Raw genomic sequence first — 24,919 nt, 5'->3', positions numbered from 1 at the left:
GGCCTTGTGGCGCTTTACTACCCTATCCCCACCCCCACCACCCCGTCAAGATATCCAACCCAAAGTTTTTGGCAAGTTTTTGGCGAGAATAGCAGGGAAAAGAAGAAATAAAACTGTTTGAATATTGACATTCTGACTGCAGAGTTAATAAGATGGTTGCGAGGGTCAGGTTTCGGAGAAACTGTGATGCTGACTTTGCGCAAGCGGGAAGAGAGGGGTCATGTCAAGCTCAGTTGGCTTGATACTTACCACTCATTTTCTTTTGGAGAGTACTACGACCCTCGCTACATGGGCTTCCGGGCTTTGCGGGTGATTAACGATGACCGAATCAGCCCGAGTGCTGGCTTTCCGACCCATGGGCACCGGGACATGGAGATCGTTACCTATGTTTTGGAAGGGATCCTTGAGCATAAAGACAGCTTGGGCACGGGATCTGTGATTCGTCCTGGTGAAATTCAACGGATGACGGCAGGCACAGGGATCTGGCACAGCGAGTACAACCACTCGGCAGATGAGGAGGTTCATCTGCTGCAAATTTGGATTTTGCCGGAGCAGGAAAACCTGGAGCCCAGCTATGAACAAAAAGCGACGGGTTTGACAGAGCATCCCAATGAGTTTTGTTTAGTTGCCTCTCGAGATGGGCGCCAGGGATCCGTGATTGTGCATCAGGATGTGAATCTCTATGCGGGGTTGATTGAGCCGGGACGCACCATTCACCGACACTTGGATGAGAAGCGCTACGGATGGCTGCAGATAGCTCGGGGCGATGTGACCCTGGATGGCTTGTTTTTGCGAGAAGGAGATGGCGTGGCTATTGCTAGGGAAAGCGAGCTCAACCTTTTCAGTGAAGAAGGGGCTGAGGTGCTGCTGTTTGATTTGGCCTGAGGATGACTTTTGGCTGAATTCTGGCTGTTTGCCTTGAGCTTATAGTCGTTTTAGGCTGGGGTGAAGCGACTGAACTGCTGAGAAGAGCCTTCTGGCTCCGTACATTCAACGTTTTAGGCGCGGGTGCAGTGTCCTAGTTGGAATCGAAATGACCATAAGTCTTTTGGGATCTCAACTTTTTCTTCTGCTTTCAAGTACTTTCAGGAGGAGAAGTGGATCCCTTCTTCGAGGTTTTGCTGAGTGAATTGAGAAAGAACTTGCTGCCAAAGGTGGCCAGTCTGGGATCCCTTTCCCTTGACGTGTAGAAGGCGGGCTCCTTCCTGCTGGGGATGGGGCTGTAGGCGCAGCCAGAGGTAGGTCGCAGGCAGATGGCGGAGGTACTGGGGCCACTCAATAGCGGTGATCCCACCTTGGCTCCAAAGTTCTTCTAGCCCTAGGTCTTCTAGGAGTGTGGATTCTTTCCCACCGGCGCGAGCGGCAGAAGAGGTCTCTAGGCGGTAGAGATCGCAATGGAAAAGAGGGATCCGTCCGGTGTGGTATTCCTGCACCAGCACGAAGGTGGGGCTGTCGATGGGTTCAGGGATCCCTAAGCCCTGCCCTAGTCCCTGCACAAAGGTGGTTTTGCCGCTGCCCAGATTACCTTCGAGAAGAATGACCAAGCCGGAAGTGGAGCCGAGGCTGCGGCTGGGAGGGGGAGATTTTTGTTGACCTGAAGGGGCGAGGAAGCCAAGGGCGGCTTGAGCTACGAGGGCCCCTAGTGATTGGGTAGCAGCGGCGGATGGCAGCAGCAGAGGGGAGGCTTGCTGCCAGAGCTCTTCATTCTGTTCGCTGGCCATGGCTTACAACTCCTTTGGGGCGGGGATCCCAGGCGAGGAAGTTGCCTCGTTTGGGTGAACAGAAACGCGTTTGGGAGCTGTCAAGATTGCGGCCAGGCCTGCTCCAATGAGCAACAGGCTCACCCCCTGCGCCACCCGCAGGGATCCCAGCATGAGGCTATCGGTGCGCAGGCCTTCGATCCAGAAGCGCCCCAGGCTGTACCCCACCAAGTAGAGGCCCAAGAGGGTGCCGGGGGGAAGCTGGCGCCGGTAGCTTAAAAAGAGCAGGAGCCCGAAGAGACCAAAGTTCCAGAGGGATTCGTACAAAAAAGTGGGATGGACGCGCGATCCATCAGGCAGCTGCAGTTGTACCCACAGAGGGCTATCCGGAGGCAACACCTTTCCGTAGGCTTCGTTGTTGAAGAAGTTGCCCCAACGTCCGATCCCCTGACCAAGGCTGAGGGAGGGAACAAGGCAATCGGCTAGCAACCAAAAACTCAGCCGGTGCCGCCGGGCGAACAGGTAAAGCGCCGCACTGCCGCCGATCAAGGCACCGTGAATGGCAATGCCCCCCTGCCAGAGGGCCAAGACCTGCCACCAAGGGCCATCTCGATAGCGTTCCCACTCAAAGGCCACATAGTACAGGCGAGCAAGGGGCAGGGATCCAACCACCAACCACACCAGCAGATCAGGCATGGAACTGGGGGGAAGGCCACGCCGAGCTGCCAGATGGCGAGCCAGGAGCAAGCCCAACACCATTGCCAGGCCGATCAATAAGCCATACCAGCGCAGGCTGAGCGGCCCCCAACTAAACACAACCGGGCCGGGGGATTGTAAGACCAAAGTCATGACCGTGGGGACATTCCTGAGCAGATCCCTTTAGCCCACTCTACCCGCTCTGCAAGGCTATGTAGAAGACCTGCCCTCACCCCCAGCCCCTCTCCCAGAGGGAGAGGGGAGTTAGGAACCGAGGCAAGGTACGAGCTGACTGCAGTTGGAGGGAGAGGGATCCGCTCAGAGCAAGGCGACAATGTTAGAATGCAGGCTCGATTTTCCACCACGACTCCTGGGGGGGATGCGGGTTATGGCCCGGAAAGCCGCTGCTGTGAACACTGCTGATGACTCGGACAAATTGAAGTCAGAAAAACGCAAAGCCCTGGAGCAGGTGTTAAGCCAGATCGAGCGGAATTTCGGCAAAGGGGCAATCATGCGCCTGGGAGATGCCACCCAGATGCGGGTGGAGACCATACCCAGTGGGGCCATCACCCTCGACTTGGCCTTGGGCGGAGGTTACCCAAAAGGGCGGATTATCGAAGTCTTTGGGCCGGAATCTTCTGGGAAAACTTCAATTGCCCTACATGCCATCGCCGAAGTGCAAAAACAAGGGGGAACGGCAGCTTTTGTGGATGCGGAACATGCGCTGGATCCCACTTACGCAGCAGCTTTGGGGGTTGATATTCAAAACCTGTTGATCTCCCAGCCGGACACGGGGGAGGCCGCCCTGGAGATTGTCGATCAGTTGGTGCGCTCGGCAGCTGTGGATATCGTGGTGGTGGACTCGGTAGCAGCGTTGGTGCCCCGGGCTGAGATCGAAGGGGATATGGGAGATGCCCATGTGGGATTGCAGGCGCGCCTGATGAGCCAAGCGCTGCGCAAGATTGCCGGAAATGTCAGCAAAACCGGATCCATCGTTCTTTTCTTAAACCAATTGCGCTCCAAAATTGGCGGCATAGGCTATGGCCCCCAGGAGACCACCACCGGCGGCAATGCCCTTAAGTTTTATGCGTCGGTGCGGCTAGATATTCGCCGCGTTCAAACCCTGAAAAAAGGCGCTGAAGAATACGGGATCCGAGCGCGGGTCAAGGTGGTGAAAAACAAAGTTGCTCCCCCTTTCCGGCGAGCAGAGTTTGACATCATCTTTGGCCAGGGCATCTCCAACATCGGCTGCATCATCGATCTGGCAGATGAGATGGGCATTCTGAAGCGGCGCGGCTCTTGGTACAGCTACAAGGAGGAAAATGTTGCCCAAGGAAGGGACAATCTGGTTGTCTACTTGAAGGAAAACCCAGAGCTCCTAGCGGAGGTGGAAGCGGCTGTGCGGGAGAAACTTTCTGCGGGGGTGACGGTTTCCGCCAGCCGGCCGGCAGCGATGGAGGAGGGAGAGCAGGAAGAGAATGAGGATGCGGTCTTTGTAGAGGAAGAGTTCTGAGGGAGCAGCTAGCTGTTCAGGGAGCGCTTCCTGAGCGAGATCGCCGCTGGCGCAGGGCCTCGTAGAGCAACAACCCCCCCGTCATAGCGACGTTCAGAGATTCGACACCCTCGGCCATCGGGATCCGCACCTGGGCATCGGCCTGTTGGATAGTCGCTTCCCTCAGGCCAGCCCCTTCGTTGCCCAGGAGAAAAAGGGTAGGGCAGGTGAGATCTTGATCCCAGTAGCAGTTTGCTGTGGGGGAGAGGGTAGCAGCCAAGACTTGGATCCCGTGGCAACGGCAGCTCTGGATCCAGGCGGCTAGGTCGGGCACGACTTGGGGCGGACGGCGAAACCACTGGCCGGCAGAGGCCCGCAAGACTTTGGGGTTTTCGGGATCGACGCTGTCTGCGCTTAGCCAAAGGCCGTCGGCTCCTGCGGCGGCCACGACTCGGATTAGGGATCCCAAATTGCCCGGATCTTGCAGCGTTTCCACCACGAGGCCCAAACGTACCCCGGACAAGGGGGGAGAGGAAATCTGCCAACTGACGGCCACGGCCACAGCTCCTTCGGGAGACTCGGTGGTACAGAGCGCTGCCATGACTTCTGAGCTGACGGCCTGCCGCCGTAGACTCTTGGGCAGATTGGCCAGCAATTGTGGGTAACGCTCAGCCCACTCAAGCGTGTAGCAGAGAGCCTGCAGGGGCCAGCCAACTCGCAGGGCTTCTTCGATGAGGTGGGATCCCTCCACCAAAAAGGCGCCCTGTTCCCGCCGGCCTTTGCTGCGGTGCAACTGCCGCAACTTGCGGATCCAGGGGTTTTTCGGACTGGTCAGCAGCTCAGAAGCCATGTGGCAATGGTTAAGGTACTCCCCAAGTCTTCGGCGTTGCTGCCCTCACCCCCAGCCCCTCTCCCAGAGGGAGAGGGGAGTTAGTAACCGGAGCGGCGCAGCCGTTGGATAAAAAATCCATCCCGATCCTGCCGGTGGGGCCAGATGAGCAGGGGATCCCCTTCAGCAGCCCAATTGGGGTGGCTGTCGAGAAAGGCTTGAATGATCTCCTCGTTTTCGGCAGGGTGCAGCGTGCAGGTAGCGTACACCAACACCCCGCCCGGCTTAAGCCAACGGGCTGCCACCTGCAGAAGCTGAGCTTGCAGGTGGGCCAATTCAGGGATCCGCTCTGGAGTCTGCCGCCAGCGAGCGTCAGCATGGCGGTGCAAGGTGCCTAGGCCGGAGCAGGGGGCATCCAGCAGTACGCGGTCAGCACTCTGCCAGGGGGGCAAGGGGGCAGGGGGTAAGGACTCCGTCCCGCTGACGCGATCGGCGGCAGCGCTCAGGGATAACAGGTCGATGGCCAGGGGACGGATTGAGCTCAAGCCCAGGCGCTGCCTATTTTCCTCCAGGCGCCGCAGACGGTGGGGGTGGCGATCCAAAGCCCAGATTTCCCCCCGATCCTGCATGTGTTGGGCTATTTGGGTGGTCTTGCCGCCCGGAGCAGCGCAGCAGTCGATCACCCGCTCCCCTGGCTGGGGATCCAGCCAATGCACCACCTGCTGGGCACTGGCATCCTGAACGCTCCACCACCCTTGGGCAAAGCCGGGTAGGGCCGTGATGTCGCCGGCATGATCCTGAAGTCGCAAGGCACCCGGCACCTCGGAGATGGGGAGGGCAGGGATCCCGGCTGCTGCCAAGGCTTGAATGACTTTATTCACATCTGCCCGCAGTGGGTTGACCCGCAAATCCAGGTGGGGTGGCTGATTAAACCAAGCACACAACTGCTCCGTTTCCACCGGCCCCAGGCGCTCCCACCATAGGCTCACCAACCAGTCGGGAAAGCTGTGCCGGATCCCCAAAGCCTGAATTGGGTCGGCTGGCAGAGTGTCCTCGAGGGGCTTGAGGGGATCCTTCTCTGGCTGATCCAACACTTGCCGCTGGTAGGCGCGCAAGATGCCGTTCACCACCCCTGTCAGGGATCCCAGCCCCATCTGGCGGGCCAATTCCACGCTGGTGTGGATGGCAGCGCTGGGGGGGATCTGATCCAAAAAAGCCAGTTGGTAGAGGCCAAGGTGCAGAATGAGCCGCAAATCGGGCGGTTGCTTGTGGGCAGGACGTTGGGCAAAGCAGTCGATTAGGGCGTCGAGGGTGCGACGACGGCGGGTAACGCCGTACACCAGCTCGCTGACCAGGCGGCAGTCGGCAGGGATCAGGTGGCTGTGGGCCAACAGGTGCTCTAGCACCACGTCAGCATAGGCGTTTTGCCGCTCGATCTTCTGCAAGGCCAAGAGGGCCAGTTGACGTGCGTTCATGGTCGCCCCAAAAGGTTTTCCCATTCTCCCCCCTGGGCGATACTGGAGAAGCCCCTAAGGGATCCCAATCATGCCTTACACCAGCGCCTTCTTAGAGGTGATCCCCGCCATCGACCTTTTGCAGGGCCACGCCGTGCGCCTTTACCAGGGGGATTACGCCCAGGCAGAACAGGTAGCCGACGACCCGATCCAACAGGCCGAAGCTTGGGCGGCACAGGGTGCCCCTCGCCTGCATGTGGTCGATCTGGACGGAGCCAAAAGCGGGGATCCAGTCAACCTGCCCATCATTGAGCGCATTGTCCGCAGCCTGGCCATCCCGGTGCAGGTGGGGGGTGGGATCCGATCCCTGGAACGGGCGCGGCAGTTGCTGGAGCTGGGGGTGGATCGGGTGATCGTTGGCACCCTAGCCGTAGAGGATCCCGACACCCTGGAGGCGATGACCCAAGCCTTCCCCGGTCGGGTTTGGGTGGGGATCGACGCTCGGCAGGGGCAAGTGGCCACCCGCGGCTGGCTGAGCACCACTCCCCTGCGGGCCACCGAATTGGTGCAACGGGTGGGGGAACAGGGCGTCGCCGGCATCATCTACACCGACATTGGCCAGGATGGCACCCTGGCCGGCCCCAACCTACAACAGTTGCAGGAGATCCTCGCCATCTCCCGCCTGCCTGTGATTGCTTCGGGGGGAATCGGATCGCTAACGGATTTGCTGGCTTTGTTGAGCTTGCCCGGTTTGACGGGGGCCATTTTGGGTAAAGCCCTCTACTCAGGGGCGATCTCCTTGCAAGAGGCTTTGCGAGCTGTGGGGCCGGGCCGTTGGCAGGATCTGCCGCCGGAAACCGGATCCCTGTGGGCCTAGATGTCCACCTCGACGCCGAGCGGAAAGCAGCCTCAGCAATGCCATACTGGGCAAAATCGACAGGCAACTGCATGCAACCAACACTGGCCATCGGTGAAGGTTTTCCAAGACATTTTTGTTTTTTTGTTTTTCAGGTCATGTCCTTTCCCGCGCTTCGCCCTGCTGTTCGAGCTTTACAACCCGAGTTGGTGACCTGGCGCCGCCACATCCACAAGTATCCCGAGCTGGGCTTCCAGGAGAAGCAAACCGCTGCTTACATCAGCCAGCGCCTGAAAAGTTGGGGGATCCCTCACCAGACCGGCATTGCCCACACCGGCATCGTGGCCACCATTGAGGGAGAGCAGCCGGGGCCGGTTTTGGCGCTGCGGGCCGATATGGATGCCCTGCCCATTCATGAGGCCAATGAAGTCGAGTACCGCTCCGCCATCCCCAACGTCATGCACGCCTGTGGCCACGACGGCCATACGGCCATTGCTATGGGCACCGCCAAGCTGCTGCAACAGCACCGTCAACACCTCAAGGGCACGGTCAAGGTCATTTTTCAACCTGCCGAAGAAGGCCCCGGCGGAGCCAAGCCCATGCTGGAGGCGGGGGTTCTGAAAAACCCGGATGTGGAAGCCATCCTCGGCCTACACCTGTGGAATAATCGCCCTCTGGGCACTATTGGCGTGAAAAGTGGCCCCTCGATGGCCTTTGCCGACCGCTTTCAGATTCAGGTGATCGGGCGAGGCGGACATGCTGCCCTTCCCCAACAAACAGTGGATGCCATTGTGGTGGGATCCCACATTGTCAATGCTTTGCAGACCATCGTCTCCCGCAGTGTGGATCCGCTGCAGCCGGCGGTGGTGACGGTGGGCCGCTTCCGGGCTGGCGATACCTTTAACGTCATTGCCCCTAGAGCTGAGATTTGGGGCACCGTGCGCAGCTTTCAGCCGGAAGTGCGGGATTTGATCTCAAAACGTATGGAAGAAATCGTTGCCGGCATTTGCCAAGCCTACGGGGCCACCTACGAGTTTCAGTACGAACGGGGCTACCCAGCGGTTTGCAACGATCCTGCTATGGTAGCGCTGGTGGAACAAGCTGCCCGCCAGGTGTTTGGCTCAGAGGCGAGGATCATCCCAGAAATGACCATGGGCGGCGAGGACGTCTCCTTTTTTCTCAACGAGGTGCCCGGCTGCTACTTTTTTTTGGGATCCGCCAACCCCGCCAAGGGACTGGACTATCCCCATCACCATCCCCGCTTTGATTTTGATGAAGCTGCCCTTGGCCTTGGCGTGGAGCTCTTCCTGCGCTGCATTGAGAACTACACCGGGCAAGCCTTGAGTTAGCGGGAAACCTCGGCTAGGGCCTGAGCAAGTCAGCGGATCCGCTGCCGGGAAGCAGCAAGGGCTTCATAGGTTCTGGGGTGGGACGGGTAGGGGCAGGATCCCCGTCGGTGGGAATGTAGAGGGGTTTGGGGTTGGGATCCCCACCGAAGGCCAGCACAAGGGCTTCCAGCAGGGCCTGTCGCTGTTGCCGGTTCAGGGATTGTACAACGGCTTTGTCTTGGGCGTAGGGGTTGACCGTGAGGCGGTCGGCACCGGGATACCGTTGGGCGACCATTGGCTCGTTGGCATCGAAATAGTCTGCCAGCGTCAGTTGCCAGTCAAAGCGGTCGGTGGGGGAGCGACCAGCCACCTGCAGGTGATAGATCATCATTCGCCGCACCAAAGTATCCTCTTCGGGTGCGGGGCCGCCATCGTTGGGGTTAATAGGGGTGTAGGTGTTTTCCAGGGGCAGATCCGGCAGAGCTTCGTATACCTGCCGCGCTGCTTGGGGAATCAGCCGCAACTGAGCATAGGCAGGCCCGGATCCCAGCAGAACCGCAACGGCAATGCCCAGCAAACCTGGCAAAAGGGCTTGTTTCCTCATCCTGCTCGCCCCAAAACTTGTTTCTGTGAAATGAATTGTATTGCAATCAAGCAGTGGTTTCGGATTGTAGATTTGGCAGATTCAGCGATTGAGATCAGGCCACAGTTGGAGTTTTGGGCCATTGCTAATCAATGCTGAGTCCGTCCACCACCTGAGGTTGAGGACGCGGTTTGAGAGGGGCTGACTGAGCCAAGCGATCCCGCTGGTGGTGTTCTTGGGAATGCCTTTGCCAGAGGCCGAGAATATCCAACGTTTCGCCGCCATGCTGCGTATAACGCTTCCGCACTTTACATAACACGGGGGTATTGACGCACACACCGGAGACGATCACCTGACCTTTGCTCAAGGCGGGCAATTCCTGCAACAGATCCCGCCCGGCAGCCTCGACACTGTGGCGCAGATTTTCTTGATCGGAAGGGTTGACAATTCGCATTAAAAATTGGCTCATGCATTGCGACAAAATGTCCGAGTCTAACTTGCCAGGGCGTTGCGTGATGAGACCTACCCCCAGTCCAAACTTGCGTCCTTCGCTGAGAATGGTGCGCAGCACCTGTTTGCAACGGGAAGGCTCGTGGGCAGGGGCAAACCGATGGGCCTCTTCCAGCAGAATAAAGACGGGATAGGGCAAGTAATTTTCGTCCCCTGCCTGGATCTTGCCTTTGTGGGTATTGATGCGAGCATAGTTGGCCTGGCGCAAGATGGCAGCGGCGATCACCTGCTGTTCTTCCTGGCTGATCTCGTGCATTTGTAGAATGGTCACCTGCCCCGGCTCAAACAAGTCTTTGGGGGCCAGATGTTCTACATTGCTGAAATAAGGAGAGCGGTCGATCTGTTCTAATTTCCACTCCAAGGCGGCGGCTGAGGATCCTTGGGATCCATCCTCTGCGGAATCAGCCTCGTTTACGGCATCGATTAAGTCCTGAATCGTCCAGCGGATCGGGTTAAATTGAGTTGTTCTGCGGAAGGCTTTTTCCAGAAAAGATTTTTGCCGATCGCTGGTTTCCGGCAGCAGGGTCAGAATATCAAAGAAGTTGAGAGAAGATACGCGAATCTTAATTTCCTGTGGTGAAAGAACCTTGACTTTGGGTCGGTAGCCATCTTCCCCAAAAAACTTGGGGTGGGACTGCATTTCTGCCAGCGTGTGGTATTCCCCGTGGGGATCGAAAATGAGGACGGCAGCTCGGTTTTTGGGCAAAAGCAGCTCTTCAATCAAAACCCCTGCTGTATAAGATTTGCCGGATCCTGTCCCCGCCAAAATGGCCAGATGGGTGCTGACCATTTCCTTGACGTCCAGTACTACGGGCACTGCTCCCTCATCGCGCAACAACAGGCTGCCCAAGTGAGCACCCCCAATGGCTGTTTCATCTCGTTTGTTCAAAATTGATTTCAGCAGACGATTGGAGGCCAGAAAAACCTTGGCACCGGGATCCGGAGCGCGGCGGGGGTTAATAAAGCCCATCTTCTGATTGAAATAGCCGATGACCTCGACGGTAACCGCATAGATTTCCGGATTGGGATGGGTGAAGCCCACTAGAGCCACAATGGTGCTGGGATCGATTTCGGTATCGGCAAAGATGCGATCGGGAATGTGATCGAGGAGTTGAACCTGGCTAATTTTGCCCAAGATTTGCAGCGTTTGCGATTGGGGATCCTGGACTTCGTAGTAGACGAAATCGCCCACCTTTACCGCTTGGGTATTGGAAGTGATGAAAACATATTGGTTAGAGGTTTCTCCAGGCCCTTTGACGGTGCCAATTACCTCTGGAGAGTCCTCAGTTGGAGAGAGGGTGGCTTCTGGATGGTGGCCATTATCGGTGATTTTTTGGGGCATTAGCGCATCGCTCCTACAGTCATTTTCCAGGCCAATTCTTTGCTTAAGATTTGCAGAGCTCGCCGTTGAGCTGGATCGGCAAACATCGGCGTAATGTCGTTCAAGACTTGGTAGATCAAATGATTGGCAAAGTTGCCGCCGCTACTCAGCAGCAAACCATAGTAGGAAAATTGGGTTTGACCTTGGGGATCCTGGTGAAAGCGCAGGATCTCTTCCCGGCTCATGCGAAAAACCGGCGTGTTTACAGGCACCACCACGCGTGGGATCCCTTGCCGGCCACAGCGGCGCTCTTCATCCAAGGCCCCGATTAAGACCACCGAGAGTAGCGTGCGCACCTCATTCTGCAGATCGGGGGAAAAATAGGGATCCGGCTGGCTGGAAAGGCGCGGCCCAGAATTGAGGAACATCGGATTCAGGAGTTGGGTATTGTAAACCAGACCTACAGCCCAGTGTCGCCGGTCGCTTTCTAGCTTGACAAAGCTGCCGAAGCCATAGTCATCAGGAGCCGGCGGATTTTTGACTTCTAAAGCATCGTCCACCTGCACCACATAATCACAGTGATTGTTGGAGCGAACTACCTTTCCCAATCTCATCGAACTCGTCTCCGCTGCAATTTACTTACTGTTTTCCGGGATAGCCTTAGGTTCAGCTTTTCGCGAGCGGCCCAATCTTGCATGAGACGCAAGAAAAGGTTGCGATCCTCATTGCGGATAACGGCTATTTGATCGGCTGTCTCCAGCACATAAGGATAACCTCGCCCAATCACCACCTCACAGCGAACCAGATCCACCAACCAGTCCAACAGTCCTGCCTCATAAACCCAAACGGGTATTTCCAAGCGGGCCGGAAAGTTGTCATTGGTGCGCAGGTAAACAAACCCCACTCGCTCCCGCATTTCTTGGTAGGAGTTGAGGATCCCATCTTGGGGGTTGAGGCTGCCGCCGCGGGCACAGATGAAAAAAGGCGTACGATCCCCCCAATCCAACCAGGGGCTGAGCAGTTGCGCATCGTGAAGCTGTGGAGCTTCGGGTAGGTCAAAACAATGCTTCAGCAACGCCACCAAATCGGAAGTGTAGGTGGTGTCTATGTAGGCCACGATGGGGATCCGGCTTTGCTCGCTGGCCCGCAGAAGCTGGAGCAAACACTGCACATAAAAGTCTTGGCTTTCTGGCTCGAAGACTTCGGCAAAAGTAGCCACCAGCGCCCCGTCCAAAAAGGCCAATTTTCGGGATCCCGGTTGAGATTTTTGAATGTATTCTACAAGTCTCTCGATTTCCATTTGAAAGCGGCGCATGTTAACCATTCGCTCTTTCGGTTCGCCGCTGCTGTCGGATCCCAGGTCCCTTGGAGTCAATACATCCACTTGGATGTCTTTTTCGTACAAGCCTGCTGCGCAGTGATAATTTTCATACCAGCCGATTTGCACCAGCGCCACCGGTATTGACAGATCTTTGCTGGGATAAATCTGGGATCCATCCACGGCAAAGGTGGGAATATTTTCAATGACCGACTTCGCCCAATCGCGGCTTTCTTCGTAATTGGCCCATTCCTGCTCAAAAGGGATCCTCCAATTGGAGTAGCGATCCCATTCTTCAGTGGGCAAAGCGCCTGGGAAAGGGAATGGAGCTATTTTTTCGGCAATCTCTAAGCTCGACCACTGGCGCAAGCTTTCCATAGCCTGCTTATAGTATTCTCTGCGCTCCGACAGCCTTTGATCAAAAGTGGCAAAGGCTTCCCGCTTCTGCTGCAGCACCGCCAGGATCCGGTCGGCTCTAAACACCATGGGCGGGATCCCTCCCTACCGACTTGGATCCGGAGTGCCTTTCCACCCGAATAACATTTTCTGTCATTTGCTCAAAGGTATCGTCGTGGCTGATGACAAACAGCTGCTCAAAAGATCGCAGGTTGGTAATAGCCTCTGCCAGCCGCTGTCGCCGTTGGGTATCCATATTGGTGGTGGGCTCATCGAAAAAGGCAATATTTAGTTGTCCCAACACCTTGAGTAAAGCCAAGCGCACTGCCAAGGCCGCCGACATTTGCTCTCCCCCGGAAAGGCTGGCAAACCGTCGTTTGGGGCTGCCGGCTTCTTGAACGCGGATCTCATAATCGGCTTCCCAGGTCAGGGTGACGTTGGGACGGTTGAGAATTTCTCGGAAGAGGTGATCGGCAGTATGGTTGATCTGCTGCAGGTAGTATTGGGTAATTTGAGGGCCGGCTTTTCTATAGGTATCTCGGCTAAACTTGATAAAGCGGTGCAGGCGTTCTTTCTCAGTTTTTTCTGCCTCGACTTGCTTTAAGCTTGCCTTGGTCTGTTCCAATTGCCGCAACTTTTCCTCAATTTTGCTCAGTTGAGGAGCTAGGCTCTCCAGTCGGGCCTGGGCTTCGGCTTTTTGAATTTCGGTGGCCTGCAGAAGGGATCGAAGATGCTCATGCTCCTGCGGTCGATACAGAGCAGCTAAGGGATCCCGTGCTGCGCGAAGTTGGGAAAGCTGAGTTTGCAGTTGCTGCCGCTGGGCGTTTAGCTCGGCCAGTTCCTGTTCCCGTTGGGGAAGCAATTTGGCGATGGGTTCTGCCTGCAGATAGCGCTCGTGATCTAAACGGTATCGTTCGCGTTCTTCCTGCAGGGATCCCAGCTCTCGATCCAGATGCTCCGTTTGGCATAGGGCCTCCTCGATAGGGTTGAGTGCGGCCTGTAAATCCTGAAGCTGCTGCAGGCAGTCGGCCTGCATTTGTAAATACTGCTTTTCCTGTTTTAGCTCTGCTTTGAGCCGTTCGGCTTGACTTCTGGGATCCCCCAGAGCCTTCAACGTTTCGGCGGCTTTTGCAATTTGGGCCTGCAGGTCATCTTTGGATCCCTCTGTTTGTTCCCAGCGGTCGATCTGGGCTTGTTTTTCTTGCTTGGCTTTCTGGATTTGATCTAGGGCCAACTGGGCCGCTTGGAGTTCATCTTGCCGTCGGGGCAAACTTTGGGCAAGAGGCTGCATGCGGATAAAGGTCTCGTAGTTGTTGCGGTGCCGGCCTTGTTCTTCCCGCAAAGCTGCAATTCTTTCATCCAGATCTGAAAGCGGTTGCAGCTGCTCTTCTAGGGCTTGTATCTGCTGTTGGAGTTGCTGAACATGGGCCGCTATTTGTTGATATTCTTGCTCAACCCTAGACTTGCGGCTGAGATCTCTTTCCAAGCGCTGGATTTGCCCTCTGGGATCCCCCAGTTCTTGCAGCGCCTGGCCAATTTCCTGTTGTTGCCGAAGGAAGGTGGGCTCAGCCTCAAGATCCCAGTGAAGATCATCAATTCTGCTTTGTCGTTCGGCTTGCAACTGCAGCAGTTGCTGAATTTGGGCTTGTAAATCGGGTATTTGTGCGGTTAGGCCGAGCAAGGGTTGCAAAGTCCTGAGTTGTTTTTGGATGTTGGACAACTGCTGACGAAGTTGGGGCTCGGAAGTTTGGGGAGCCAGATCCTGCAAAATCTGATGGATGGACTGGAGCAACTGTTGGCTGAGTGCTGAAGATCGAGTGAGTACCTCTGGGATCCGCTGCCACAGAGATTGAAGTTGGGGATAGTTGTGTCGCTGCGCTTCCAATTCGTCCAGAAGTTGCCGGATGCTGTGATGGTGTTGAGCCAATTGATCCGAGCCCTGCTCAAAAAGGGCTTGTAGCTCCTGTTGAAATTGACGAGCTGCGGCAATGCGGCTGAGCTGAGTTTGCAATCGCTCCTGTTGAGTTTCGAGCGCAGGAATGGCGGCTACCCGCTCCAAATCCGCCTGCCGTTGTCTCAGTTGGAGCTGCAGTTGTTGCAATTGGACTTGGCCTTGTTCCTGCTCCGTTTCCCGTTGTTTGAGTTCAAGGCGCAGAGCCTGAAAGGAAGCCAACTTCTCGCCAAGTTGGGAGTGGCGCTGCTCCAGGGAGGCCTGCCGTTCACACAGGGGTTGCAGCTCAAGTTTTTCCGCCTCCATTTTTTGGAAGATCTGGAGTTGTTGCTGATATTCGGATCCCTGCAGCTCCAATCGATGCAGTTGATGTTGCAAAGTTTCCCGTTGAGCCAGTAAAGTTTGTCGGGTTCGCCGCAGCGCTTCCTGCTCTGCAATGAGGGTTTCCAACTGCAAATAACGGTTGTAGGTCAATTGATGCTGCCGACATATGGCCTGGGCCTGTTCAGCTTCTTGCACTCGGCTTTGTAGCAGTTGACAGCGCTCGGCGTGGGCTGTCCATTCTGCCTGGATCTGTTCCCATTCGCGGTGCAGGTGTAGCAACGTGTTGAGCTGTTGAGTCCAATAGGTCTGCTGACGCTCTAGCTCCTCTTGGGCCTGAATTTGCGGGGTTAGCTCCTCTAGCTCCTGCTTCCAGCGCTGCTGTTGGCTTAACTTTTCTTGAAGTCTTGCCAATTGGTTTTCGATATGCTGCTTTTGCGAGAGCAAAGCATCCCGCTGTTTCAGCCACTCCAAGCGTTGCTGTTGCTGTTTTTCCAGCTCCCGCAAGCGAGCTTCTGTGGCCAAAAAATGCTGAGATCCCTCCCAGTATTGCTGTTGCTGCGCTTGAGCTTGCCTGGCCTCTGCCCATAACTTTTCTGCCTGCTCAAGAGATACCTGAAGCAGGGATCCCTTTTGCTCCAGTTGGGCAATCTGGTGATCTAAAGTTTGGATTTGCTCAAGCCATTTCTCCAGTCGCTCGATCTCAAGCTTAACCTGATCCAGAGTGTGGATCGATTGACTCAAGCGCTCTTGCCAGTAACTGAGTTCTTGTTGGATTTTCTGCCGCTCCGCTTGCAGCGGATCCCACTCCTGTAGCTGTTGATGGAGCAATTCAATTTGATGATTAATGGCCTGAATCTGCGCCTCGCTGTATTTTTCGACCGCCAACAGGTCTTTGGCTACCTGCTGGTACTCTTCCACCTTTAAGATGCGATCGAAAACTTCTTTGCGATCTCGACCGGTTTTGAGAAAGTCTGCTGTGAAAGTCCCTTGGGGCACCCCAATCGTTGTGGCAAAGAGCCGCGCCAGGTCGGTACCGGCAGGTACGCCCAAATGTTGCCTCAGCCACGGCAGCACATCGGACTTGCGCTCATACTCTAGGCGCTGCTTCAGCTGGGGATCAAAGAGACGATATCCCTGCGTTACGCTGCGGCGAACATCGTAGGTGCGCTGATCCCATTGGGAGATAAATTGCACAGTCACCACTGCGTCGTTGGCACCGGAGCGGATGATTTCTTCTTGGCTGTAGGGACAGTAGTCGAACAAAACCCAGGCAATGGCTTCCAAAATGCTGGTCTTGCCCGCTCCGTTTTCTCCGCAAATGGCGTTAATACCTGGCTCAAACGTGAAGACGGCATCCTCATGAGATTTGAAGTTTTGTAAAGCGAGAGAGAGGATCCGCATAATCAGTCTTCTGCTCCCCAAAAAGCTCCCCTTAGGTGAGCATACACTTCAGATTCTCCTTGCCCATCCAAAACCTTTTCTTTAAGATCCAGAAGCAGCCGCGCTAGCTCTTCACTGCGTTTGCGGTAGTGGGCATGGCTGCTCAGCAGATCCCTGTAGATTTTCTCTTCGATTTGTAGCCTCTGCCCCTCTTCTTCCAAGGAAAGGGCAGCCGACCCGAGCTCTAAAGTATTGGCCTCAAAACGAAACAGAACCAGCAAGGCGCCGGTAAGCTGCTGAATTTGACACTGTAGGGCGCGGCTATCCAGCTCATGCTTGGCGAACCCCACCTGTCCCACCAGCCGCAACTCCACCATCGGCTCCATCTCACTTTCCTGAAAACGGGATCCCTTAGCCAAGGCAATGGCTGCTGCGGCAATCTGTTCGGGGGTTTCTCTGCCCTTGGCCTCCAGATAGAGCCGGCGGCGGGGCCGCTGATGGTAATCCTGCACCAACTCCGCTTGGGGTGGGCCATCTCCCCAGCGGACGCGATAGGCCCCCCGTTGGAAGTCCCATTCGGCAGTGCTGTTGGCCTCCAGGGATCCCGGGTTGAAGATCCACCCCCCCTCGGAATAGCTTTTGTGAATGTGTCCCAAGGCCAAGTAGCCCACTCCCGCCTCCCGCAAGGGCAACAGATCCCGGTAGCGCAAAGCGCCTTGGTAACGGGCAATTTGGCCTTCTAGACCGTGGTGGAACATCAACACCACCCGTTCTGGGCCGGGGGGCAACCGTCGAATGGCCGCCGCCAACTGCTCAATCGACCTGGGAGCTGCCGATCCGTACCACTGGGATCCAATCACCCGCACCCCACAGGGCAGGTCTAGGTAGCCCCCCCGCCCACCCGCCCAGGGACGCAACTCCAGGCCCTCTTCCCCTGCTTCCGGCTCCAGCAGGATCAACTCCCCGTGATCGGCTAAGTACCTCAGCCAACTGGTTTTCACGCCATAGGGACGGTTGTCGTGGTTGCCCTCGATGGCCAACACCGGAATCCCGGCCTGCTGCAGCTCCCGCAAGACGATCTGGGCTTGGTTGAGAACGCCGGGCTGAATCTGCCGATGCTCGAACAGATCTCCGGCGATGAGCACAAAGTCCACCGGATCCTGAATGGCATAGCGCCGGACAACATCCCGAAAAGCCAAAAAGAAGTCCTTGCTCCGCTCCGGGCTGTCGTAGCGGTCATAGCCCAGATGCACATCGGCCAGGTGTAAAAATGTGCAGGTTGAGCAGGCCATCCCCAGAGCACCTCGGCAAATTGTCCACAGTTTAGCAAACCCATCTTGTTCCCTACCCAAGATATAGGGATCCCTTCCTCTCAATCATCGGGTTCGCCCCGGCTATCTCCACTAGGGGTAGGTGCCGGCTGAGGATCTGAAATGGGCAGCTGCCCTGCCATCCAGAACGGCGAGAGTTCCCTAAGTGGAATTGATCAAATCCGCAATATTGTGCTTCATCTTGTTGCAAATGTTATCGAGGGGCAGATCGTTGGGATCCCGGCCGAAGGGGTTTTCAATTTCGATGCCGATCTCTTCAACGCCAAACAACATAAAGCTCAGCCATCCCACAATGGGGCCGGTCATCCAACCCAAGCCCTCCACCATTTGAAACGGTAAAGACAAACAGTAAAGCAACAGCAACTGCTTCAAGTGCAGGGCATAAGCCATCGGCATTGGGGTCATGAGAATGCGCTCACAGGCCCCCAGCGCATCCACCATGCTGTTGAGCCGCTCCACCATGATCGTGAGCTGGTAGACCTCAACGCGGCCCTTTTGGTATTGGCGCTGCAGATAATCTCCAATCCAAAAGGCAATCTGCAAAGGGGGATGGTTGAGGCTTTGGAGACGTTGCAACTGCTCCGGGCTGAGGAGGGGCTGAATCTCATCCAGCAAAGGTTCCTGGCGCAAGTGCTGTTTCATGGCCATGGCAAAGGCGGGCAACAGATATAGAGTTTGGATCTTCTCTTCCCGGTCGCCGGGTTGCTTTTCTTCAATGGCTACCCAAATCAGGCGGGCCAAATTGCGCACGTCATTCACCACGGATCCCCAAGCTTTCCGCCCCTCCCAAAACCGTTCGTAGGCGGTGTTTGTCCGAAACACCAGCATCAAACCCAAAACGATGTTGGGCACAAACGCCACCAACGACGACAGCGCCAGGGGCAGCCCCAGCTTATACAGAATCGAAACCAGCACCCCGGCCAAGCCGCAGATAAAGGCGCGGGGCAGCACTGCCGGCACAACTGATCCTTGCAACTGCAGGGCCAGGCGAAACCAACGCAGCCCCTCTCCTGCAAGATACTTGCGAAGAACCATAGTGCAGCGTCGGCAAGCTTGCCCTCTGATCCTACAGCCACTCCTACAGCCACGGCCTGCCGCCCTAGAGGGGATCCCTTGCCCGACCATCCTGAAAAGCGACGAGGGTAGCCTGTTAGAGATTTTTCAGTTCGAGATTCTGTAAACGTCAAGAGATGCCCAGGCAAACTTCACGAACAACTTCCAAAACCCCAAGTTACTGTGGTAGACTCTCCGCCAGGCAACGAATTCAACGCTGTTCTGCGACGCCCCAACATGGCTGGAGTCCTCAAGCTCGACATTCAGGAATCGGCTGAAGAGCTCAAATCTCTACTTGGCAAGCAGTCCACACCGACCGGGAAGGAGCGGGTTCAAGCTCTTTACCTGCTCAAGATTGGGAAAGTCAAGACGATGACAGGCTTGGCTGAAATTCTGGGGCGGGACATCTCAACGATTTTTCGATGGTTTCAACGCTACAAGGCCAGGGGGCTAGAGGGCATGTTGACGGTGCCCCGCAACCAAGGGCGCAAACCCCTCATCCCCAAGCCGGTTTTGGAAATCCTCAAGCAGGAGCTGCATCAGCCTGGCCGATTCCGTACCTACAGCGACATTCGCGAATGGCTGCGGGAAACCCACGGTGTGGATGCTTCCTACAAAGTTGTGCATGAAACTGTTCGCTACCGTCTCAAGGTGCGCTTGCGGGGATCCCGGAGTAAGCGGCGCAAGAGCGGGGGACAAACTCCCCAGCCATCCCCCCATCTCTCTTGATCAGGGCTGGGCAGCAGGGATCCAAAAACTGCTCTGCAGCAGAGGCGGGCCTGTGGGGGATTCGCTCCCTCCTGCCGGTTCGAGGGTGATGAGGAGGCGGGTCGGCTGCTCAGAATGGAGGGGTTGACTAAGCCACTGCAGGGATCCTTCCCCGTTGACGGCAAAAGTGCCGGCGTTTTCCAGCAGTCGTCCCCCTCCCTGGACATCCGACTCCAGCCACAGTTGATAGGTGCTCCCTGGGGGGGCGGGAGCCATCTCCGAGGCCAAGAGCAGCACCTGCTTGGCATGGGGCGACCAGAGGGCTTGCACCAACAGGGGAGTGCTGAAGCTGGGATCCCGCAGCAGGGTTCGCTGCACTTGCGGCTGTCGTTGCCACTCTTGATAGAGCTGTTGAAGCGCCGCTGACTCTCCCTCGATGGGGGATCCCCACTGCCAGCGCAGCCGCCAGTAGGCCGCTGTTATGGCCAGCGCGTAGATCCCCAATACCGCCAGGCTGCCCCAGAGAAGACGTTGCGGCCACAGGGGAGCCGAAGTTTGAATGGAGAGGGGGGCAGGTAGCCAAGCCCAACGCCGCAGCCGTTCCCTAGCCTGAAAGGCTGTCAACTCGTAGAGCCACAGAGCCACCGAGCGATCCCGCTGCAGGTCAAAGGCATCGGCGTGTTTCCAGCAAAACTCGAACACCTGCCGCACCACCTCTTCCGCCTGGTGAGGTTGCTTGAGAATGGCCAAGGCAATATCCAGCAGGCGCTTCCGATAGCGATCCTTGAGCAAGAAGTGGCTGCGGCGATCCCGCAGTTGGATCTGGCGCATCAACTCGAAATCGGTCAGCTCAGCCATACCACCTCTGGGGCATCCGATGGGCCCATCCAGGCTGATCCTGGCTCAGCCGGTAGCGCCGGGCCGGGAAACTTTCCAGAACTATACACTAGCCCTGGATCTGGCTCCCTTGCGAGCTGACTTCACCTCTCATCCAAAGCTGGCTTGGATCCCCCCTCTCAACAGTTCCGGCAGCAGGCCCCTTGCAGGAGTTGGGATCCCACCCCTCTCCGCGACCCTCAGGCGGCATCCTTCTCCACCACCTTCTCCACCTTTTCCGTGCCGGCAGGCTCGTCATCGCTGCTGGGGTTGTTCATCTCTTGTTTGAAACTCCGCAACGCTTTGCCAAAGGCGCTGCCTAACTCCGGTAGCTTCTTGGGGCCAAACACGACCACCGCGATCACCCCAATCACGGCCAGCTCTGGCAGGCCCATGCCGAAGATGCTCACGGCCAGGATAGGTTCGCTCGGCAGCAGAATAGTCATAAGTCCCCAAAACCTGAAAAGTAGAACAGACGGATCAACCCAGCTTGCAAGGGATCCATCCGTCCCACTCTAACAAGTTCTTCTCCCATGCAGAAAGGGTGTGGAAAGGGATCCCCTTCTCCCATCCTGCCCCCGGCCCACTCAAGACATAGGATGGTGCTATCTTTTGCCCGATGTTTTTGTTCAGAACAAGCCATGCCTGTCCCCTACGATATTGTGGTCATCGGCGCTGGTGCGGCGGGTCTGGTGGTGGCCAGCGCTGCGGCCCAACTGAAGGCCAAGGTGCTGCTGGTGGAAGGCAGCGACCGCTTGGGCGGCGATTGCCTCTGGTATGGCTGTGTGCCCAGCAAAGCCCTTCTTCACGTGGCCCATACCGTCCATCGGATGCGCCAGGCCATGGCTGCCGGTTGGGTGACTCTCCCCGGCCCAGCAGGGATCTCGGTGGATTACCTCAAGGTGTACGAACACATTCGCTCTGCCCAGAGCTACATCGCCAACCACGCCGATTCGCCAGATCGCTTCCGCCAACTGGGGGTGGAACTGGTGTTTGCCAAGGGCCACTTTGTGGATGGGCGCACCTTTGAGGTGGCAGGAAGGCAGGTACAGGCGCGGGCTTTTGTCATCGCCACCGGATCCCGTCCTTGGGTTCCCCCCTTGCCAGGCTTGGCCGAGGCGGGCTATCTGACCAACGAATCGATCTTTGACTTGACCCGCTTGCCCAAATCGGTGGCGGTGATAGGGGCGGGGCCGGTAGGCTGCGAGTTGAGCCAAGCTCTGGCCCGTCTGGGATCCGAGGTGACCCTCATTGCCAGCCGCGAGCGCATCTTGCCCAAGGAGGATCCCGAAGCCGCCCAGGTGGTGCAGCAACAGTTGGCCCAAGATGGGATCCGCATCCTCACCCGGGTACGCGCCACAGCAGTTGGCCAAGAGCAAGGGGCAAAGCTGCTTTCCCTAAAGGCCAATTCCGGGGCAGGCACCGCCGCTGCAGGTGATCAAGTGATCCGTGCAGAAGCGATTTTGGTGGCCGCCGGTCGGATCCCGAACGTGGAAGGGCTGGGTCTAGAAGCCGCCGGCGTGCAGTACACCCCCCAAGGGATCCAGGTGAATGCCAAGCTGCAAACCCGCAATCCCCGCATCTACGCCTGTGGGGATGTCATCGGCGGGCCGCAATTTACCCATGTGGCGGCCTACGAAGGGGCAGTGGCCCTGGTCAATGCCCTGTTTTTCCCCCTCAGCCAAGCGCGTTATCGTGTCATTCCCTGGGCCATCTTCACCGAGCCGGAGCTGGCCCGTGTGGGCCTCACCGAAAGCGAAGCCCGGCAGCAATACGGCAAGGATGTGGTGGTGCTCAAACAGGAGTTTGCCGATGTGGATCGGGCCCAGGCAGAAGCCGCCCCCCTGGGCTTTGCCAAATTGATCTGTCGACGCAACGGCCAGATTTTGGGGGCGCACCTGGTGGGATCCCAGGCGGGAGAGCTGATTCATGAAGTGGTTTTGGCCATGAGCCGGCGGCTGCCCGTCTCTGCCCTGACCGGGATCCACATCTACCCCACCCGCTCGGAGGTGAACGCCAAGGCGGCCCTGCAGCACCGCAGGCAACAATTGGCCACCAACCCCCGCCTGCAGAACTTCTTGCAGGGATTCTTTGCCTGGAGGCGGGCCTGGAGCTGACAGCGCAAACTGGGGGTCAGCCACCGCTAGACTAGAATGGTCATTTACTGAGGGTTCCCGATGGGCTTTCTCCTGTCTGCCGAACAAGTGGGTCAGTTTGTTTCCAACCAATGGCAGGATCCCTATGCCGTTTTGGGCCCCCAGCAGATAGAAGAGGCCGGGAAATCCTTTGGGTTGGTGCGCGCCCTTGTGCCCAATGCTCGGCAGGTTTGGCTGGTGGAACGCGCCACTGGACAGGCTTACCCGATGCAGCCGCTGCACCCGGAAACGCTATTCGAGCTGCGCTTTGAGCCGGGAACCCCTCTGCCGGACTATTTTTTGCGGGCCCAACGGGTCTGGGATCCCCAAGGGGAACACTTGGAAGAATGGGAGGATCCCTACCGCTTTCCCTTGGAGAAGGTCAACCACATTGGCGAGCTGGATCGCTACTTGTTCAACGAGGGGAATCACCACCGCATTTACGACAAGCTGGGCGCCCATCTCATCACGGTGGATGGGGTGAAGGGGGTGCATTTCGCCGTCTGGGCTCCCAACGCCCGCAACGTCAGCGTTATCGGCGATTTTAACCACTGGGACGGGCGTCAACACCAGATGAAGCGGCTGGGCGAAAGCGGCATCTGGGCGGTGTTCATCCCCGGCATAGGGCCAGGCGCCATCTACAAGTACGAGGTGAAAACTTCCTGGGGGGATATCTACGAAAAGTCGGATCCCTATGGCTTTCAACAGGAGGTGCGCCCCAAAACCGGCTCCATCGTAGCCGACCTCAACACCTACACCTGGCACGACCAAGCCTGGCTGGAAAAACGCGCCGCCACCGATCCCCTGCGCTCGCCGATTTCGGTTTATGAGGTGCATCTGGGATCCTGGATGCACGCCTCGGCTGAAGATCCACCTGCCGAAGGGCAAAGTGTGCTGGTGGACCAAAAGCCCAATACTCGCTTCCTCACCTACCGCGAGCTGGCGGACAAATTGATCCCCTATGTGAAGGAGCTGGGCTTCACCCACATCGAGCTGTTGCCGGTGGCAGAACACCCCTTTGATGGCTCTTGGGGCTATCAGGTGATCGGCTACTATGCCGTAACATCCCGCTATGGATCCCCGCAAGACTTTATGTATTTTGTCGATCGGGCTCACCAAGCCGGGATCGGCGTGATTGTCGATTGGGTGCCTGGACATTTCCCCAAAGATGGGCATGGGCTGGCTTTTTTCGACGGTACTCACCTGTACGAGTACGCCGACCCTCGCAAAGGCGAGCACAAAGGTTGGGGCACTTTGGTCTTTAATTATGGCCGCAACGAGGTGCGCAATTATCTGGTGGCCAATGCCCTTTTTTGGTTCGAGAAATACCACATCGACGGGATCCGGGTGGACGCGGTGGCCTCGATGCTTTATCTGGATTATGACCGCAAAGAGTGGATCCCCAATCCCTACGGCGGGCGGGAACACCTCGAAGCCATCGACTTTTTCCGGCAGCTCAATACCCTCATTTTCAAATACAACCCCGGTGCGCTTTCCATTGCCGAAGAATCTACTGCTTGGCCGATGGTAACTTGGCCAACCCATGTGGGTGGGCTGGGCTTCAACTTGAAGTGGAACATGGGTTGGATGCACGACATGTTGGATTATTTCCACATGGATCCCTGGTTCCGCCAGTTCCATCCCCATTTGGTTACCTTCAGCCTCATGTATGCCTTCAGCGAAAATTACATGCTGGCCTTTTCTCACGATGAGGTGGTGCATGGCAAGAGCCACATGTTGGGCAAAATGCCGGGGGATCATTGGCATAAGTTCGCCAGTCTGCGGGCTTTGTATGGCTACATGTTCACCCACCCTGGCAAGAAAACCTTGTTCATGAGCATGGAGTTTGGCCAGTGGAATGAGTGGAATGTTTGGGCAGATCTGGACTGGGAGCTGCTGCAGTATGAACCCCACGCCAAGTTGCGCCACTATGTGGCCAGCCTGAATCACCTGTTGCGCTCCGAACCTGCCCTGTATACCCAAGACACCAAGCCAGAAGGGTTCCGCTGGATCGACTGCAGCGACCATCGCGGCATTGTTTCCTTCATCCGCTATGGGGAGGATCCCAGTGAGTGGGTGGTGGTGGTTTGTAACTTCACGCCGGTGGTCTGGCCCAATTACCGCATTGGGGTACCGGAACGAGGTTTTTATCGAGAGCTGCTCAACAGCGATGCTGTGGAGTTTTGGGGCAGCGGGGTAGGCAATTTGGGGGGCAAGTGGACAGACGACTGGGCCTACCACAACTTGCCCTACTCCCTCGAGCTCTGCCTGCCGCAACTTTCTACCTTGGTGCTGAAATGGCAGCCGCCGCAGCCGGTCGAGTCCCAGAATTGACACCCTGCTGGCTTCCTTCCGCCGCACTGGGAGGACGGGTCTGGAGACTTCGTTTTTTGGCCATTTGTAGTCCTTTCAAGCTGGATTGAGACAATCCCCAAGCGCTCTATACCGCTTCCGAGATCATCCCCAGTCCTCTTCCCAGAGGGAGAGGGGAGTTGGGAAGCAATGGGATGGAAATGTTTCATTTCGTTTCATTCTTATTTAAAATGACTGTGGGCGTGGGTGCAGTGTTCTAGTTTGAATCGAAATGACCATAAGGCAGACATAACTGAGTGCTACGGGCAGGTTTTTTCTGAGAGGATTTCAGCAATGGCCGCAGCCACCCGCTCTTGTTGACAGGT

At 56.9% G+C, this 24,919-nt stretch carries 20 protein-coding genes; 7 read left to right on the top strand and 13 right to left on the bottom strand.

Annotated elements, in window-relative coordinates; genetic code table 11:
• Window positions 1–186: 186 nt before the first annotated feature.
• Window positions 187–885, top strand: a complete 699-nt coding sequence (locus NW839_RS08875; protein ID WP_414341852.1) for a pirin family protein — start codon at window positions 187–189, stop codon at window positions 883–885.
• 200 nt (window positions 886–1,085) lie between these two features.
• Here NW839_RS08875 and tsaE read toward each other — a convergent pair whose 3' ends face one another.
• Both tsaE and lgt read right to left on the bottom strand, forming a co-directional pair.
• Window positions 1,086–1,721: a tRNA (adenosine(37)-N6)-threonylcarbamoyltransferase complex ATPase subunit type 1 TsaE gene (gene tsaE / locus NW839_RS08870; RefSeq protein WP_414341851.1), complete on the bottom strand. Its 636-nt coding sequence runs from the start codon at window positions 1,719–1,721 to the stop codon at window positions 1,086–1,088.
• Window positions 1,722–1,724: 3 nt separating this feature from the next.
• Window positions 1,725–2,549, bottom strand: a complete 825-nt coding sequence (gene lgt, locus NW839_RS08865; RefSeq protein WP_011433548.1) for a prolipoprotein diacylglyceryl transferase — start codon at window positions 2,547–2,549, stop codon at window positions 1,725–1,727.
• 235 nt (window positions 2,550–2,784) lie between these two features.
• Between lgt and recA the strand changes: the two genes are divergently transcribed.
• Window positions 2,785–3,909: a recombinase RecA gene (gene recA, locus NW839_RS08860; RefSeq protein ID WP_414351429.1), complete on the top strand. Its 1,125-nt coding sequence runs from the start codon at window positions 2,785–2,787 to the stop codon at window positions 3,907–3,909.
• Window positions 3,910–3,925: 16 nt separating this feature from the next.
• On the opposite strand, the gene NW839_RS08855 is transcribed toward recA, so the two are convergent.
• Both NW839_RS08855 and NW839_RS08850 read right to left on the bottom strand, forming a co-directional pair.
• Window positions 3,926–4,738, bottom strand: a complete 813-nt coding sequence (locus NW839_RS08855; RefSeq protein WP_414351433.1) for a TrmH family RNA methyltransferase — start codon at window positions 4,736–4,738, stop codon at window positions 3,926–3,928.
• 80 nt (window positions 4,739–4,818) lie between these two features.
• On the bottom strand, window positions 4,819–6,192 hold the full coding sequence (locus tag NW839_RS08850; protein WP_414351435.1) for a 16S rRNA (cytosine(967)-C(5))-methyltransferase: 1,374 nt from the start codon (window positions 6,190–6,192) through the stop codon (window positions 4,819–4,821).
• Between the two features lie 70 nt (window positions 6,193–6,262).
• Here NW839_RS08850 and hisA point away from each other — a divergent pair, with 70 nt between their 5' ends.
• Window positions 6,263–7,048: a 1-(5-phosphoribosyl)-5-[(5-phosphoribosylamino)methylideneamino]imidazole-4-carboxamide isomerase gene (gene hisA, locus NW839_RS08845; protein WP_414351438.1), complete on the top strand. Its 786-nt coding sequence runs from the start codon at window positions 6,263–6,265 to the stop codon at window positions 7,046–7,048.
• Between the two features lie 137 nt (window positions 7,049–7,185).
• The gene (locus NW839_RS08840; RefSeq protein WP_414351441.1) at window positions 7,186–8,376 is read left to right on the top strand and encodes a M20 metallopeptidase family protein; all 1,191 of its coding nucleotides are present in this window, start codon (window positions 7,186–7,188) and stop codon (window positions 8,374–8,376) included.
• 13 nt (window positions 8,377–8,389) lie between these two features.
• Here the strand turns inward: NW839_RS08840 and NW839_RS08835 are convergent, their stop codons facing one another.
• The 7 genes from NW839_RS08835 to NW839_RS08805 all read right to left on the bottom strand — a co-directional run bounded on the left by NW839_RS08835 (window position 8,390) and on the right by NW839_RS08805 (window position 18,504).
• The gene (locus tag NW839_RS08835) at window positions 8,390–8,959 is read right to left on the bottom strand and encodes a hypothetical protein (protein WP_414351443.1); all 570 of its coding nucleotides are present in this window, start codon (window positions 8,957–8,959) and stop codon (window positions 8,390–8,392) included.
• A 124-nt stretch (window positions 8,960–9,083) separates the two neighbouring features.
• On the bottom strand, window positions 9,084–10,790 hold the full coding sequence (locus tag NW839_RS08830; protein ID WP_414351446.1) for an ATP-binding protein: 1,707 nt from the start codon (window positions 10,788–10,790) through the stop codon (window positions 9,084–9,086).
• Entirely contained in the window at window positions 10,790–11,383 is a 594-nt protein-coding gene (locus tag NW839_RS08825) for a hypothetical protein (protein ID WP_011433556.1), read from the bottom strand. Before NW839_RS08825 ends, NW839_RS08830 begins: the two co-directional genes overlap by 1 nt.
• Window positions 11,380–12,573, bottom strand: a complete 1,194-nt coding sequence (locus NW839_RS08820; RefSeq protein WP_414351449.1) for a DNA double-strand break repair nuclease NurA — start codon at window positions 12,571–12,573, stop codon at window positions 11,380–11,382. The genes NW839_RS08825 and NW839_RS08820 overlap by 4 nt, the downstream gene beginning before the upstream one ends.
• Window positions 12,563–16,159 (bottom strand): AAA family ATPase, encoded by a 3,597-nt coding sequence (locus NW839_RS08815; RefSeq protein ID WP_414351451.1) that lies wholly within the window; start codon window positions 16,157–16,159, stop codon window positions 12,563–12,565. Before NW839_RS08815 ends, NW839_RS08820 begins: the two co-directional genes overlap by 11 nt.
• A 2-nt stretch (window positions 16,160–16,161) precedes the next feature.
• Window positions 16,162–17,430, bottom strand: a complete 1,269-nt coding sequence (locus tag NW839_RS08810) for a metallophosphoesterase family protein (RefSeq protein ID WP_414351454.1) — start codon at window positions 17,428–17,430, stop codon at window positions 16,162–16,164.
• A gap of 180 nt (window positions 17,431–17,610) precedes the next feature.
• Complete coding sequence (locus NW839_RS08805; protein ID WP_011433560.1) at window positions 17,611–18,504, bottom strand: bestrophin family protein; 894 nt, start codon at window positions 18,502–18,504, stop codon at window positions 17,611–17,613.
• A 201-nt stretch (window positions 18,505–18,705) separates the two neighbouring features.
• Here NW839_RS08805 and NW839_RS08800 point away from each other — a divergent pair, with 201 nt between their 5' ends.
• Entirely contained in the window at window positions 18,706–19,251 is a 546-nt protein-coding gene (locus NW839_RS08800; RefSeq protein WP_414351457.1) for a helix-turn-helix domain-containing protein, read from the top strand.
• Here the strand turns inward: NW839_RS08800 and NW839_RS08795 are convergent, their stop codons facing one another.
• Both NW839_RS08795 and tatA read right to left on the bottom strand, forming a co-directional pair.
• Window positions 19,252–20,088: an anti-sigma factor domain-containing protein gene (locus tag NW839_RS08795; protein ID WP_414351459.1), complete on the bottom strand. Its 837-nt coding sequence runs from the start codon at window positions 20,086–20,088 to the stop codon at window positions 19,252–19,254. It lies immediately after the preceding gene.
• A gap of 218 nt (window positions 20,089–20,306) precedes the next feature.
• The gene (tatA, locus tag NW839_RS08790) at window positions 20,307–20,552 is read right to left on the bottom strand and encodes a twin-arginine translocase TatA/TatE family subunit (protein ID WP_011433563.1); all 246 of its coding nucleotides are present in this window, start codon (window positions 20,550–20,552) and stop codon (window positions 20,307–20,309) included.
• A gap of 195 nt (window positions 20,553–20,747) precedes the next feature.
• Here tatA and NW839_RS08785 point away from each other — a divergent pair, with 195 nt between their 5' ends.
• Together NW839_RS08785 and glgB are read left to right on the top strand one after the other, a co-directional pair.
• The gene (locus NW839_RS08785) at window positions 20,748–22,223 is read left to right on the top strand and encodes a dihydrolipoyl dehydrogenase family protein (RefSeq protein WP_414351461.1); all 1,476 of its coding nucleotides are present in this window, start codon (window positions 20,748–20,750) and stop codon (window positions 22,221–22,223) included.
• 60 nt (window positions 22,224–22,283) lie between these two features.
• Window positions 22,284–24,575 (top strand): 1,4-alpha-glucan branching protein GlgB, encoded by a 2,292-nt coding sequence (glgB, locus tag NW839_RS08780; RefSeq protein ID WP_011433566.1) that lies wholly within the window; start codon window positions 22,284–22,286, stop codon window positions 24,573–24,575.
• Window positions 24,576–24,919 lie beyond the last annotated feature (344 nt).

It is taken from the genome of Synechococcus sp. R5-15 (assembly GCF_047462035.1).
Classification (GTDB): Bacteria; Cyanobacteriota; Cyanobacteriia; order Thermostichales; family Thermostichaceae; genus Thermostichus.
Note: the sequence above shows the minus strand (reverse complement) of the source record. Positions and strands in the feature narration are given on the sequence as shown.

Excerpts from the sequence above, each read along its gene's own strand:
- NW839_RS08785 (WP_414351461.1), top strand. The coding sequence starts at position 20,748 with ATGCCTGTCCCCTACGATATTGTGGTCATCGGCGCTGGTGCGGCGGGT.
- NW839_RS08820 (WP_414351449.1), bottom strand. The coding sequence starts at position 12,573 with ATGGTGTTTAGAGCCGACCGGATCCTGGCGGTGCTGCAGCAGAAGCGG.
- tatA (WP_011433563.1), bottom strand. The coding sequence starts at position 20,552 with ATGACTATTCTGCTGCCGAGCGAACCTATCCTGGCCGTGAGCATCTTC.
- tsaE (WP_414341851.1), bottom strand. The coding sequence starts at position 1,721 with ATGGCCAGCGAACAGAATGAAGAGCTCTGGCAGCAAGCCTCCCCTCTG.
- hisA (WP_414351438.1), top strand. The coding sequence starts at position 6,263 with ATGCCTTACACCAGCGCCTTCTTAGAGGTGATCCCCGCCATCGACCTT.
- glgB (WP_011433566.1), top strand. The coding sequence starts at position 22,284 with ATGGGCTTTCTCCTGTCTGCCGAACAAGTGGGTCAGTTTGTTTCCAAC.
- NW839_RS08835 (WP_414351443.1), bottom strand. The coding sequence starts at position 8,959 with ATGAGGAAACAAGCCCTTTTGCCAGGTTTGCTGGGCATTGCCGTTGCG.
- NW839_RS08795 (WP_414351459.1), bottom strand. The coding sequence starts at position 20,088 with ATGGCTGAGCTGACCGATTTCGAGTTGATGCGCCAGATCCAACTGCGG.
- recA (WP_414351429.1), top strand. The coding sequence starts at position 2,785 with ATGGCCCGGAAAGCCGCTGCTGTGAACACTGCTGATGACTCGGACAAA.
- NW839_RS08855 (WP_414351433.1), bottom strand. The coding sequence starts at position 4,738 with ATGGCTTCTGAGCTGCTGACCAGTCCGAAAAACCCCTGGATCCGCAAG.
- lgt (WP_011433548.1), bottom strand. The coding sequence starts at position 2,549 with ATGACTTTGGTCTTACAATCCCCCGGCCCGGTTGTGTTTAGTTGGGGG.
- NW839_RS08805 (WP_011433560.1), bottom strand. The coding sequence starts at position 18,504 with ATGGTTCTTCGCAAGTATCTTGCAGGAGAGGGGCTGCGTTGGTTTCGC.
- NW839_RS08840 (WP_414351441.1), top strand. The coding sequence starts at position 7,186 with ATGTCCTTTCCCGCGCTTCGCCCTGCTGTTCGAGCTTTACAACCCGAG.
- NW839_RS08825 (WP_011433556.1), bottom strand. The coding sequence starts at position 11,383 with ATGAGATTGGGAAAGGTAGTTCGCTCCAACAATCACTGTGATTATGTG.
- NW839_RS08830 (WP_414351446.1), bottom strand. The coding sequence starts at position 10,790 with ATGCCCCAAAAAATCACCGATAATGGCCACCATCCAGAAGCCACCCTC.
- NW839_RS08875 (WP_414341852.1), top strand. The coding sequence starts at position 187 with ATGCTGACTTTGCGCAAGCGGGAAGAGAGGGGTCATGTCAAGCTCAGT.
- NW839_RS08810 (WP_414351454.1), bottom strand. The coding sequence starts at position 17,430 with ATGGCCTGCTCAACCTGCACATTTTTACACCTGGCCGATGTGCATCTG.
- NW839_RS08815 (WP_414351451.1), bottom strand. The coding sequence starts at position 16,159 with ATGCGGATCCTCTCTCTCGCTTTACAAAACTTCAAATCTCATGAGGAT.
- NW839_RS08850 (WP_414351435.1), bottom strand. The coding sequence starts at position 6,192 with ATGAACGCACGTCAACTGGCCCTCTTGGCCTTGCAGAAGATCGAGCGG.